Raw genomic sequence first — 12,377 nt, forward strand, 5'->3', positions numbered from 1 at the left:
GTCGTCTGTGACGGCCCGGCTCGCTACCGAGTTCTTGCTAGAGGCGGCCGGCGGCTTTCAGGGCGAGGTAGGCGTCGGCCAGGGACGGGGCCAGGGTGTCGGGGGTGGCGTCGACCACGTGGACGCCGTGGCGGGTGAGCTGCTCTGCGGTGCGGTGGCGCTGGGACTGGGTCTGGGTGGCGGCCGCGGCCTCGTAGACGGCGTCGAGGGAGCTGCGGGACGCGGCCATGGCCGCGATGTGGGGGTCGGCCACCGAGGCCAGGACGACCGTGTGGCGCTGCGTGAGGCGGGGGAGTAGCGGGAGCAGGCCCTCTTCGATGGGCGCCGCGTCCAGGCTCGTCAGGAGGACCACCAGGGACCGGCGCGGGGCGCTGCGGAGGATGGTGGAGACCAGGGTGCGGGAGTCCGTCTCGACCAGTTCGGGTTCGAGGCCGGCCATGGCGTTCACGAAGGCCGGGAGGGTGTCGGCGGCCGAGCGGCCCTGGACCTGGGCGCGGGGGCGGCGGTCGTGGGCCAGGAGGTCCACGCGGTCGCCGGCGCGGGTGGCCAGGGCGGCCAGGAGCAGGGCGGCGTCCATGGCGGAGTCCAGGCGGGGGGCGTCGCCGACGCGGCCCGCCGAGGTGCGGCCGGTGTCCAGGCAGATCAGGATGTGCCGGTCGCGTTCCGGGCGCCAGGTGCGGACGGCGACCTTGGGGCGGCGGGCGGTGGCCCGCCAGTCGATGGAGCGGGTGTCGTCGCCGGGGACGTAGTCGCGCAGGCTGTCGAACTCGGTGCCCTCGCCGCGGGTCAGCAGGCTCGTACGGCCGTCGAGTTCGCGCAGGCGCGCGAGGCGCGAGGGGAGGTGCTTGCGGCTGGTGAAGGGCGGCAGGACCCGGACCGTCCAGGGGACGGTGTGGTTGCCCTGGCGGGCCCACAGGCCGAGGGGGCCGTACGAGCGGACGGTGACGAGCGCGGCCTTGCGGTCGCCGCGCCGGGTGGGGCGCAGGCGGGTCGTGAGGCGGCGGCGTTCGCCGGCGGGGACGGTCAGGTCGTGGCGGGAGGCGGCCGTTTCGGTGCCGGGGCGCCAGCTGCTGGGGGGCCAGGCGTCGCGGACGCGGGCGCGGAGCTTGCGGGCGTGGGGGTTGGTGACCGTGAGGTGGACGTCCGCGCTCTCGCCGAGGCGGACCGCGGTGTCACCCGAGCGGGTGAGCCGCAGGGTCCGTACGGGTGCTGCGAGGGCGCAGTCGAGGGCGCAGGCCAGGGCGAGGGGGCCGTTGACCGCGAGGAGGCCCGTCCAGCTCGGTTCGAGGATGCCGACGGGGAGGCTGCCGAGGGCCGCCAGCAGGGCGGCGCGTCCGGTGAGGGCCATCAGCGGGGGACGGGGACGTGGGTGAGGATCGCCGAGATGACCGAGTCGGAGGTGACGCCCTCCATCTCGGCTTCCGGGCGCAGCTGCACGCGGTGGCGCAGGGTGGGCAGGGCGAGGGCCTTCACGTCGTCGGGGGTGACGTAGTCGCGGCCGGTGAGCCAGGCCCAGGCGCGGGCGGTGGCCAGGAGGGCGGTCGCGCCGCGGGGGGAGACGCCGAGGGTGAGGGACGGCGATTCGCGGGTGGCGCGGCAGATGTCGACGACGTAGGCGGTGATCTCGGGGGAGACGGTGGTCTCCTCGACGGCCTTGCGGGCGGCCTCGAGCTCCTGGGCGCCGGCGACCGGGCGGATGCCGGCGGCGTGCAGGTCGCGCGGGTTGAAGCCGGCGGCGTGCCGGGTCAGGACGCCGATCTCGTCCTCGCGGGAGGGGAGGGGAACGGTGAGCTTGAGGAGGAAGCGGTCCAGCTGGGCTTCGGGCAGGGGGTAGGTGCCCTCGTACTCGACCGGGTTCATGGTGGCGGCGACGAGGAAGGGCTCGGGGAGCTTCCGCGGGGTGCCGTCGACGGTGACCTGGCGTTCCTCCATCGCTTCGAGGAGGGAGGACTGGGTCTTGGGGGGCGTGCGGTTGATCTCGTCCGCGAGGAGGAGGTTGGTGAAGACGGGGCCGTCCTGGAAGGAGAACTCGGCGGTGCGGGCGTCGTAGACGAGGGAGCCGGTGACGTCGCTCGGCATCAGGTCGGGGGTGAACTGGACGCGCTTGGTGTCGAGGGAGAGGGAGGCCGCGAGGGCGCGTACGAGGAGGGTCTTCGCGACGCCGGGGACGCCTTCGAGGAGGACGTGGCCGCGGCACAGGAGGGCTACGACGAGACCGGTGACGGCGGAGTCCTGGCCGACCACGGCCTTTCCGATCTCGGTGCGGAGCGCTTCCAGGGAGGAGCGGGCGCTGTCCGTGGTGGCCGTCATGAGGTGCGGACCTCTCTTTCGAGGGCGTCGAGGTGGTCGGCGAGCGCGACGAGTGCCGCGTCGTCGGCGGGGGTGGTGCCGAAGAGGGTGGTGGCCGCGTCGTGTCCGGCCGCGGTCTGGGGCAGGCGGGCGGAGACGGCGGGGACCAGGGTTGCGGGGTCGTGGGCCTGGGCGGGCGGTACGCCGACCAGTGCGGCGAGGCGTTCGCGGGCGGCGGTGCGCAGCACGGTGGCGGCGCGGTCGCGGGCGGAGGCCTTGCGGTAGAGGCGGGCGCGGCCCTCGGTGGTCTCGGAGGCGCGGATGGCGACGGGCAGGTTCTCGGTGACGAGAGGGCCGAGGCGGCGGGCGCGCCAGAGGGCGGCGAGGGCGGCGGCGACGAACAGCTGGAGCAGGGCCCACAGCCAGCCGGCGGGGACGAGGTCGAGGAGGCTCTTCTCCTCGGCGGGGCCGTCGGCGGGCATGTCCGCGAGGGTGGGCAGGTACCAGACGAGGTCGGGGCGGGAGCCGAGGAGCTGGAGGGCGAGGGAGGCGTTGCCCTGTTCGGCGAGCCGCTGGTTGAGCAGGATCCGTTCGGAGCCGAGGAGGACGGTGTCGCCGCCCTTGGTGGTGCTGGGGAGCACGAGGAGGGTGGGGTGGCCGTCGCTGGGGTAGCAGGCGGTGGCCCCGGGGCGGTCGGTGGTGTAGCGCAGGCCGTCGCCGGTGCCGGCGCGGCCGGCGGTGGTGGCTGCGGGCAGGGCGCAGCCGGGGTCGAGGTCGTTCTGGTGGGCGAAGGACTTCGTGCGGGTGGCGGGGGCCAGGTCGGGGAGGCTGAGGCCGCTGGGGGCGATCAGGACGGTGCGGCCGCCGGAGAGGTCGATGGCGGAGCGGATGGCGCGTCGCTGGGGTTCGCCGAGCAGGTCGGGGTCGGTGACGAGCAGGGTGGTGCGGGGGCCGGCCGCGGCGGCGGCCTCGTCGGCGTTGGTGACCACGCGGGTGGTGACGCCGCGCTCCTTGAGGAGCTGGGCGAGGGCGCGGCTGCCGTCGCGGTCGGCGGAGCGGGGGTCGAGGCGGCCGTGGTGGTCGCCCGCCTGGAGGCCGGCCAGGGCGACGGCGGCGGCGAGGAGGATGCCGAGGCCGAGGAGCAGGCCGCGGGCGCGGGTCCAGAGCTGGGCGCCGGTGAGGGCGGTGGAGGTTCCGGGGGTGGTGGCGCTCCGGTCGTTGTCTTTGCCCTGGTGGGGCGGGGGAGTGGGGGCGCCATCGGTTCCGTGGGTGCCGGTCGTGTCCGGGGCCGCCGGGGCCGGGTGCGGCGGGGCGTCGACCGCGGCCGCCGGGGCCGGGTGCGGGGTGCTGTCGGCCGGGGGCCGGGACGTGGGGCCGGTCATGCGGTGGGTCCCGTCAGGAGCGGCTTGGCGCGTTCCAGGGTGAGGTCGAGGGTGCGCAGGCGGGCGTACGTGTCGGGGTCGGCGGTGCGGCCGCCGTAGGTGACGTCGTCGAAGGTGCGGGCGGCGGCGCGCAGGTCCCCGGCGTGGCCGGGGAGGGAGAGGGCGGCTTCGGCCGCGGCCTCGTCGGCGGTGCGGCCGGGGCGGGGGTCGAGGAGGGTGCGTTCCTCGAGGGAGCGGACGATGGCGCGCATGCGTTCCTGGACGGCTTCGTTCCAGCGGCCCGCCGCGGCGTGGGCGTCGGCGGCGGCGCGGTGGTCGGCGGCGCTGCGCGGGCCCTCGTCGAAGAGGGTGCCGGCGCCGGTGGCGGTGCGGCGGGGGGTGCCGAGCCGCCACCAGAGGGCGCCGATGACCAGGACCACCAGTACGGCGATGGCGAGGAGGCCGAACCCGCCGCCGGGGGTGGCTCCGGAGGCGCGGTCGAAGAACTCGCCCAGCCACTCCCAGAAGCGGTCCAGGGCGCGCTGGAGGAGCCCCGGGTCGTCCTGGTGGTAGGCGGGCTTGGCCAGCTCGCGTTCGGCCGCCTCGCGGGCGGCGTCGCGCGGGGTGGTCAGCGGTGGTGTCTCGGCGCCGGGCAGCAGGGCCGTGGCGCCGGTGGTGATGAGTCCCCCCGTGCTCATCGGTGCGTCAGCCTCCGGGCCGTTCGGTGGCGGTGGTGGCGTATCCGTCCATGCCGGCGGCGCGGGCGAGCTCCAGGTCGAGGGCCTCGCGGCGGATGCGCTGGTCGATGTAGAGGAGGGTGGTGACGCCCGTCTGCATCGGCACGGTGACGGTGGCCCCGATGACCCCGCCGATGGCGCTGATGATCAGGAAGGTCCAGCTGCGGGTGGCGGAGCCGTCGAGCAGGCCGGAGAGGCCTTCGGGGGCCGCGAACAGGGCGAGGCCGGCGAAGGGCATCACGATGACCATGGCGGTGATGGTCCGGATCAGCCAGGTCAGCAGGCTGATGCCGCAGATGCGCCACCAGGAGCCCTTGACCAGCTTGGCGGAGCGCTTGAGGGCGGCGACCGCCGAGCCGCGCTCCAGCATCAGTGCGGGCGGGGCCAGCACGAAGGTCACGTAGAACCAGGCCAGGAGCACGAAGCCGACGGGGATGCCGAGGGCGGTCAGGACGGCGCTGCCCGCGAGGATGCCGGGGAGCGTGGGGAGCAGGACGGCGGCGATGGCGCCCAGGAGCATCAGGGCGGTCAGGGCGAGCATGCGCGGGGCCAGCGGGCGTACGGCCTTCAGCGTGCCGGAGACGGTCGAGGCCTGGCCGAGGACCGCGCGGCTGACGACGGGCGCGAGGAGGGCGGTGACCAGGACGAGCCCGAGGATCTCCAGGTAGTACTGGACGGCGTAGACGAGCGCGGTGTTGCCCATGACCTCGACGGCCTGCGAGGGGGTGAGGTCCTCGTCGGCGACCGGGAGCTCGGCCAGCCAGGCGCGCTGGGCGAGGAGCAGGCCGAGCTGGGACAGCGCGGCGACGACCAGGCTGACGGAGAGCACCGAGCGCCAGTGGCCGCGCAGGGTGCCGACCGCGCCGTCGAGGATCTCGCCCAGGCCCAGGGGGCGCAGGGGGATCACGCCGGGCTTGGCGGCGGGCGGCGGGCCGCCCCAGCCGCCGGGGTACTGGTACGGGCTGCCGGGCGCGGGCTGCGTTCCCCAGCCGGGGGCCTGCTGCTGCGGGGGCACGGCCGGCGGCGGGGTCTGGCCCGCCGCGGGGCTGGACCACTGGCCGGCCGGCGGCTGGGCGGCGGACCACTTGCTGTCGCCGGAGCCGGAGCCCGGGTCGGACGGCTGAGCGGGCTGTGCGGGCTGTGCGGACGGCTGAGCGGCCGGCCGGTCGGCGTCGGAGCCCCGGCCGTCGGACGGGGATCCGGGCGTGGCCCAGCCCGGAGAGTCGTTCATCGTCGCTCCTTCACGTGCACCTGCCGTGGCGGGCGCGCTGGTCGGCTGCCATCGTGCCATGGGGGTGCGGGGAACGGACCGGCCGTCCCCCGGATCCCGGGCCGCTCGCCCTTCAATTGTCGCGCCGATCCGGGGCAGACTGGTCGTCCTGATCACCACGCAGGTCCGAGGGGCGATTTCCAGCCCTTTTGGCTGTGGGACAGCTCACCGCCGGGTAACGATTAGCTAATGGGATGATGTCAACCATGAAGGGACGCGTCCTTGTCGTCGACGACGACACCGCACTGGCCGAGATGCTCGGCATTGTGTTGCGTGGAGAAGGTTTTGAGCCGTCGTTCGTAGCAGACGGTGACAAGGCATTGGCTGCCTTCAGGGAGGCCAAGCCGGACCTCGTGCTGCTCGACCTCATGCTGCCCGGCAGGGACGGCATAGAGGTGTGCAGGCTGATCCGGGCCGAGTCGGGCGTGCCTATTGTCATGCTCACCGCCAAGAGTGACACGGTTGACGTGGTCGTGGGCCTGGAATCCGGGGCCGACGACTACATCGTCAAGCCGTTCAAGCCGAAGGAGCTGGTGGCCCGCATCCGGGCCCGTCTGCGCCGGTCGGAGGAGCCCGCGCCCGAGCAGCTGGCCATCGGTGACCTGGTCATCGACGTGGCCGGGCACTCGGTCAAGCGCGACGGTGCCTCCATCGCCCTGACCCCGCTCGAGTTCGACCTGCTGGTCGCGCTCGCCCGCAAGCCCTGGCAGGTCTTCACCCGTGAGGTGCTGCTGGAGCAGGTCTGGGGCTACCGGCACGCGGCGGACACCCGCCTGGTCAACGTGCATGTGCAGCGCCTGCGCTCCAAGGTCGAGAAGGACCCGGAGCGCCCCGAGATCGTCGTGACGGTGCGCGGTGTCGGCTACAAGGCCGGACCGAGCTGACGTGCAGCCCGGCAGGTCCCGGGGCGGCTCCCGGTGGGGAGCCCTGCGGGGCGGTCGGCTGCTCCAGGAAGGAGCGCCCGGCGGCCCCGTGCTGCGGCTGTTCGTACGCCTCGTACGCCGGCCGCTGCTTCCGGCTGTCCGGCTGTGGCGGCGCAACATCCAGCTGCGGGTGGTCGCCGCCACCCTGCTGATGTCGCTCGCCGTGGTCCTCGCGCTGGGCTTCGTCGTCATCGCCCAGGTCTCCAAGGGGCTCCTCGACGCCAAGGAGGAGGCTGCGCAGAGCCAGGCCGCGGGAGGGTTCGCGGTCGCACAGGAGAAGGCCAACACGCCCTTCGCCGCCGACGGGGCCGACGCCACCGACAACAAGGTCGGCCGGGACGCCAGTACCTGGATGAACTCGCTCGTCAAGCAGCTCGCCAGTGGCGGTCAGACCGCCTTCGAGGTGGTCGCGCTCGGCGCCGGCACCGGTGAGCAGGCCGCACCGGCCGCCCAGGGCGTCAAGGGCGCCCGCGCCTCCGGCAACGTCGATCCGACCGCCAGCGTCCCGCTGACGCTGCGCCGGTCCGTCAACCACGCCACCGGCACCTTCAAGACCTTCTGGCAGATCCGGTACACCGCCGGGGCCGGCGAGAAGCCCCCGGAGCCCGCGCTGGTCATCGGCAAGCGGCTCACCGACATCAACGGCGACCCGTACGACCTGTACTACCTCTTCCCCCTGACCCAGGAGGAGGAGTCCCTCAACCTGGTCAAGGTCACCATCGCCACCGCCGGCGTGTTCGTGGTCGTGCTGCTCGGCGCCATCGCCTGGCTCGTGGTGCGCCAGGTCGTGACGCCGGTCCGGATGGCCGCCGGGATCGCCGAGCGGCTCTCGGCCGGGCGGCTCCAGGAGCGCATGAAGGTCACCGGCGAGGACGACATCGCCCGGCTGGGCGAGGCCTTCAACAAGATGGCGCAGAACCTCCAGCTCAAGATCCAGCAGCTGGAGGACCTGTCCCGGTTGCAGCGCCGGTTCGTCTCGGACGTCTCGCACGAGCTGCGGACCCCGCTGACGACGGTCCGGATGGCCGCCGACGTCATCCACGACGCGCGGGTCGACTTCGACCCCGTCACCGCCCGCTCCGCCGAACTCCTGGCCGGGCAGCTCGACCGGTTCGAGTCGCTGCTCGCCGACCTGCTGGAGATCAGCCGGTTCGACGCGGGCGCGGCCGCCCTGGAGGCGGAGCCGGTCGATCTGCGGGACGTCGTACGCCGGGTCATCGAGGGCGCCGAGCCGCTCGCCGAGCACAAGGGAACCCGGATCAGGGTCCTGGGCGACACCCAGCCGGTGATAGCCGAGGCCGACGCCCGGCGCGTGGAGCGGGTGCTGCGCAACCTGGTCGTCAACGCCGTCGAGCACGGTGAGGGACGCGACGTGGTGGTGCGGCTCGCCTCGGCGGGCGGGGCCGTCGCCGTCGCCGTACGGGACTACGGGGTCGGGCTCAAGCCCGGCGAGGCCACGCGTGTCTTCAACCGCTTCTGGCGGGCCGACCCCGCGCGGGCGCGCACGACCGGCGGTACGGGCCTGGGCCTGTCCATCGCGGTCGAGGACGCCCGCCTGCACGGCGGCTGGCTCCAGGCCTGGGGCGAGCCCGGCGGCGGCTCGCAGTTCCGCCTGACGCTGCCCCGCACCGCCGACGAGCCGCTGCGCGGATCGCCGATCCCGCTGGAGCCCGAGGACTCCCGGGCCAACCGTGCCAGGGCCGCCGCCGAGGCCGCCGCCGACGCCGCCGGGCGCGGCAAGGGACCCGGCGGGCCGGGCACGCAGTGCGAGGGGCGCGCCGAGCGTTCCGACCGTTCCCCGATACCGCCGAGGCCGGCGGTCACCACCGCCCTGCCGGTGCCGGCCGACCCCACGGCGCTGCCCGGCAACGGCTCCCGGGTCGTCGCCAGGCCCGCCGATCAGCCAGCAGCACAGGAGGATGGATCCGGTGGAGGACGCTGAGCGCGCGTCGGCAGGCGTAGGCGTACGGGGTGGGCGGCGCGGGCAGCGCGGGCAGCGCGAGCGGGCCGGACGGCACCGGGGCACCCTGGTGGCGCTGTCCCTGGGGACGGTCGGGCTGCTGATCGGCGGCTGCGCCTCCATGCCCGACCGCGGGGAGATCCGCCGGGTGGAGGCCTCGCAGGGAGTCGACTCGCAGGTGCGCGTCTTCGGCGTACCGCCGGCCGACAAGGCCAGCCCGGCCGACATCGTCGACGGCTTCCTGGAGGCCATGACCAGCGACGACCCGCAGCTGGCGACCGCGCGCAAGTACCTCACCGAGGACGCCGCGAAGAACTGGCGGCCCGGCTCGGCCGTCACCGTGCTCTCCGCGGGCCTCGACCGGGTGCCCGTCCAGGGCGACAAGGACCCCGAAGAGCCCCGCTGGAAGATCTACGGCAAGAAGCTCGCGACCGTGGACGAGCGCAGCGCGTACCAGCCGGAGACCGGCGGCGGGCGCTACGAGGAGCACCTCCAGCTGGTCCAGGTCAACAAGCAGTGGCGGATCGCGACCCCGCCCAGCAGCCTGGTGCTCAGCGAGTCCGACTTCCAGCGCATCTACAAGCCCGTCAACAAGTACTACTTCGCGGGCAACACCCTCGTCGCCGACCCGGTGTACGTGCGTCAGCGCACCGACCCCGACTCCCGCATGGACCCGACCACACAGACCGTGCAGTCGCTGCTGGCCGGCCCGTCCAAGTGGCTCGGCCCGGTCGTGTCCACCGCGTTCCCCACGGGCACCGAACTGCGCGAGGGCACCAAGTCCCTGTCCTACGACGGCCAGAACACCCTGCGCGTCCCGCTCAACGGGGGCGCCGCGAACGTCGCGCAGCCGCAGTGCCAGAAGATGGCCACCCAACTCCTCTACACCGTCCGGGACCTGACGACCTCCAAGCTGGACCGGGTCGAACTGCTGCGCCCCGACGGCAAGTCCTCGCTGTGCTGGGTCACCGGCTCGGCCGCCGCGGCCATCGCCAACCGGCCGCCGACGCCGGAGCACCAGTACTACGTGGACAAGGACTTCAAGCTCGTCCGGATGATGCTCGACGCCAGCAGCGAGGAGCAGCAGCAGGACAAGCCGGAGCCGGCTCCGGGCCCGCTGGCCACCGCCGCCGGTTTCAAGGTGGGGTCGGCGGCCGTGACCTACGACGAGAAGCGCGCCGCGGTCGTCTCCGACGACGGGCACGGGCTGTACGTGGTGACGCTGACGACGGCCGGGCCGATGCCGCAGCCGCTGCTGACCAGCAAGTCGGCCAAGCTCAGCGCGCCCAGCTGGGACGCCCAGGGCGACCTGTGGGTCGCGGACCTCGACCCGCAGGGCCAGGGCCTGTGGCGGCTGCCCGGCGGGACCGGCGCCCCGCAGAAGGTGGACGTCGCCGGGCTCGACGGCGGGCGGATCAGCAAGCTGAAGGCCTCCTCGGACGGGGTGCGCATCGCGCTGCTCGTCGAGAAGGAGGGCGGGCGCAAGAACCTGTACATCGGGCGGGTGGAGCGGCCCGAGGGCAAGGGGGACGCCTCGAGGGTCTCGGTGCGCGAGCTGCGTCCGGCGGCCCCGCAGATGGCGGAGGTGACGGCGATGAGCTGGGCGCCGCGCGGCCGGCTGCTGGTGGTGGGCCGGGAGAGCGGCGGGGTGGACCAGGCCCGCTACATGCTGGCCGACGGGTCGATGGTCGCCGCGAGCCTGCCCGGGGCGACGGGGCTGAGTGCGATCGCGGCTTCCGAGGACGAGACGAAGCCCGTGGTGGCGTATTCCAGTGAGGACGGCATCGGCATCGTGTGGCTGCCGCCGGGCGCGCAGTGGCGCACGGTGGCGGCGGGCGGCCGGGCGCCGGTGTACCCGGGCTGACGGGCCCCTGCGGGCCCCTGGATCCCTGGGTTTTCCACAGGGGTCGCGGGGTGCGGTGCGGTCCGGCAGGCTGGACGCATGCGGGGGTGGTGGAAGGAGCTGGCCGGGCTGGTGCTGCCGGCCGACTGCGCGGGCTGCGGAGCCCCGCGCGCCGTGCTGTGCGGGGAGTGCCGGGACGACCTGAGCGGCGCCGGCGCGGGGCTCGTGCGCCCGGTGGTGCGGCGGGCCGGGCCGGCGGGGCTGCCCGAGGTGTACGCGGGGGCCCGGTACGAGGGCGCCGTACGGGCGGTCGTACTGGCGCACAAGGAGCGCGGGGCGCTGCCCCTGGCCGGCCCGCTCGGGGCCGCCCTGGCGGCGGCGGTGGCCCGTGCGGGCGGTGGCGCGGGCCACGGCGGGGCGGGGGAGCTGGTGCTGGTCCCGGTGCCCTCCGCGAGGCGGACGCTGCGGGCGCGCGGGCACGATCCGGCGCGCAGGACCGCCCTGGCCGCGTCCGGGCGGCTGCGCGGGGCCGGTGCGGCCGCGCGCGTGGCGCCCGTACTGCGGCTGCGGCGGGCGGTCGCGGACCAGGCGGGCCTGGGGGCCCGGGAGCGGCAGGAGAACCTCGCCGGGGCCCTGGAGGTGCGCCCGGGCGGGGTCCGGCTGACGGCCGGGGCGCGGATCGTGCTGGTGGACGACCTGATCACGACCGGAGCCACGCTCGCGGAGGCGGCGCGGGCGCTGCGCGCGGCGGGGCTGCGGGTGGACGCGGCGGCCGTGGTGGCGGCGCCGGCCCGCTCATTCGTGCGGAGCGGAGGTAAAGATCCGATCGACAACCCGTACAGACCAAAAATCTTGTGAATAGATTTGGAACTGCCGGGGAATGCGCATCGTTGCAGGTAGTAAGAGGGAACAGCCACCTGATCGGAGGTACGTTCCGGTAGCGGGTGCCGACAACCGGCTTTGAGGGATATGTTCGGTTGTGAGGAACTGCCAGGGGGGTTCTCTCTACTCCGAAGTCGGTGGGATGTAGATCTTGCCGATGGGGGAGGAGGAGGTGAAAGTCGCCAAGTCCGAGGCTCCGGTGTTCACCGGGGCCTGGTGCGAAAGGGAGACGCTTCGCCGTTGGTGGCGGAGGTCTCCGGGAACGGAGTTCTGCGTGGACATCGTCGTCAAGGGCCGCAAGACCGAGGTGCCCGAGCGGTTCCGCAAGCACGTGGCCGAGAAGCTGAATCCGGAGCGGATCCAGAAGCTCGACGCCAAGGTGATCAGCTTGGACGTCGAGGTGTCCAAGGAGCACAACCCGCGCCAGGCCGACCGTTCCGACCGCGTGGAGATCACCCTGCGTTCGCGGGGCCCGGTGATCCGTGCCGAGGCCGCTGCCGCCGACCCGTACGCGGCCCTGGACCTGGCTCAGGACAAGCTGGAGGCCCGGCTGCGCAAGCAGCACGACAAGCGCTTCACCCGCCGTGGCACCGGACGGCTCTCCGCGGCCGAGGTCGCCGACAACGTCCCGGGCGTCGCAACCCTCAACAGCAACGGCGAGCCGGTCTTCGAGGACATGGAGGAAGGGATTCCGGTCAAGCGGATCGGATCTCTCGAAGTGCAGGGCGAAGGCCCGCTCATCGTCCGCGAGAAGACCCACTCCGCCCGGCCCATGTCGCTCGACCAGGCTCTGTACGAAATGGAACTGGTCGGCCACGACTTCTATCTGTTCGTCGACTCCGAGACCAAGATGCCCAGCGTCGTCTACCGGCGCCACGCGTACGACTACGGCGTCATCCACGTGGACCCCGACGGCGCGTCCACCTCGGAGCCCTCGGGTGCGGGTGCGGGCGGCGCGCTCGGAGGCTGAAATTCATCCGTTGCCCCTGCGGGACGCTCGGCGTTCCGCAGGGGCACCTGTATGACTCGTATGAGCCAGATGGATTCCGCCGGATCCGCGTCCCATCGCGTGGGCATGGAATCATGTCGGGCAGTCAACCGGCGGCCGACCC

Annotated in this window: 10 protein-coding genes; 5 read left to right on the forward strand and 5 right to left on the reverse strand. The window is 73.9% G+C overall.

The features are described 5' to 3' along the window. Positions 1 to 37 precede the first annotated feature (37 nt). From OOK34_RS16465 to OOK34_RS16485, 5 genes are read right to left on the reverse strand one after another with little or no spacing between them, the layout of a single operon-like run. On the reverse strand, positions 38 to 1,348 hold the full coding sequence (locus OOK34_RS16465; RefSeq protein WP_267034628.1) for a DUF58 domain-containing protein: 1,311 nt from the start codon (positions 1,346 to 1,348) through the stop codon (positions 38 to 40). Next, the gene (locus OOK34_RS16470; protein WP_267034629.1) at positions 1,348 to 2,310 is read right to left on the reverse strand and encodes a MoxR family ATPase; all 963 of its coding nucleotides are present in this window, start codon (positions 2,308 to 2,310) and stop codon (positions 1,348 to 1,350) included. Before OOK34_RS16470 ends, OOK34_RS16465 begins: the two co-directional genes overlap by 1 nt. Then, the gene (locus OOK34_RS16475; RefSeq protein ID WP_267034630.1) at positions 2,307 to 3,671 is read right to left on the reverse strand and encodes a DUF4350 domain-containing protein; all 1,365 of its coding nucleotides are present in this window, start codon (positions 3,669 to 3,671) and stop codon (positions 2,307 to 2,309) included. The genes OOK34_RS16470 and OOK34_RS16475 overlap by 4 nt, the downstream gene beginning before the upstream one ends. After that, entirely contained in the window at positions 3,668 to 4,348 is a 681-nt protein-coding gene (locus OOK34_RS16480; RefSeq protein WP_267034631.1) for a DUF4129 domain-containing protein, read from the reverse strand. Before OOK34_RS16480 ends, OOK34_RS16475 begins: the two co-directional genes overlap by 4 nt. Positions 4,349 to 4,355: 7 nt before the next feature. Beyond that, positions 4,356 to 5,618, reverse strand: a complete 1,263-nt coding sequence (locus OOK34_RS16485) for a hypothetical protein (RefSeq protein ID WP_267034632.1) — start codon at positions 5,616 to 5,618, stop codon at positions 4,356 to 4,358. Between the two features lie 233 nt (positions 5,619 to 5,851). On the opposite strand from OOK34_RS16485, the gene mtrA reads away from it, so the two are divergent. The 5 genes from mtrA to raiA all read left to right on the forward strand — a co-directional run bounded on the left by mtrA (position 5,852) and on the right by raiA (position 12,235). Continuing rightward, entirely contained in the window at positions 5,852 to 6,541 is a 690-nt protein-coding gene (mtrA, locus tag OOK34_RS16490; RefSeq protein WP_189747360.1) for a two-component system response regulator MtrA, read from the forward strand. Position 6,542: 1 nt separating this feature from the next. Further along, entirely contained in the window at positions 6,543 to 8,522 is a 1,980-nt protein-coding gene (gene mtrB / locus OOK34_RS16495; RefSeq protein ID WP_323183429.1) for an MtrAB system histidine kinase MtrB, read from the forward strand. Next, positions 8,509 to 10,404 carry an LpqB family beta-propeller domain-containing protein gene (locus tag OOK34_RS16500; protein ID WP_323183430.1) on the forward strand — a complete coding sequence of 632 codons (1,896 nt, stop codon included), beginning with the start codon at positions 8,509 to 8,511 and terminating at the stop codon, positions 10,402 to 10,404. Before mtrB ends, OOK34_RS16500 begins: the two co-directional genes overlap by 14 nt. A gap of 78 nt (positions 10,405 to 10,482) precedes the next feature. After that, positions 10,483 to 11,241 (forward strand): ComF family protein, encoded by a 759-nt coding sequence (locus OOK34_RS16505; RefSeq protein ID WP_267034633.1) that lies wholly within the window; start codon positions 10,483 to 10,485, stop codon positions 11,239 to 11,241. 298 nt (positions 11,242 to 11,539) lie between these two features. Next, positions 11,540 to 12,235, forward strand: a complete 696-nt coding sequence (gene raiA, locus OOK34_RS16510; RefSeq protein ID WP_267034634.1) for a ribosome-associated translation inhibitor RaiA — start codon at positions 11,540 to 11,542, stop codon at positions 12,233 to 12,235. The last annotated feature ends 142 nt before the right edge of the window (positions 12,236 to 12,377 follow it).

The organism is Streptomyces sp. NBC_00091 (assembly GCF_026343185.1).
Taxonomy (GTDB): Bacteria; Actinomycetota; Actinomycetes; order Streptomycetales; family Streptomycetaceae; genus Streptomyces.

Coding starts and splice junctions, on each gene's coding strand:
- OOK34_RS16485 (WP_267034632.1), bottom strand. CDS start 5,618: ATGAACGACTCTCCGGGCTGGGCCACGCCCGGATCCCCGTCCGACGGC.
- OOK34_RS16505 (WP_267034633.1), top strand. CDS start 10,483: ATGCGGGGGTGGTGGAAGGAGCTGGCCGGGCTGGTGCTGCCGGCCGAC.
- OOK34_RS16465 (WP_267034628.1), bottom strand. CDS start 1,348: ATGGCCCTCACCGGACGCGCCGCCCTGCTGGCGGCCCTCGGCAGCCTC.
- OOK34_RS16480 (WP_267034631.1), bottom strand. CDS start 4,348: ATGAGCACGGGGGGACTCATCACCACCGGCGCCACGGCCCTGCTGCCC.
- mtrA (WP_189747360.1), top strand. CDS start 5,852: ATGATGTCAACCATGAAGGGACGCGTCCTTGTCGTCGACGACGACACC.
- OOK34_RS16475 (WP_267034630.1), bottom strand. CDS start 3,671: ATGACCGGCCCCACGTCCCGGCCCCCGGCCGACAGCACCCCGCACCCG.
- OOK34_RS16470 (WP_267034629.1), bottom strand. CDS start 2,310: ATGACGGCCACCACGGACAGCGCCCGCTCCTCCCTGGAAGCGCTCCGC.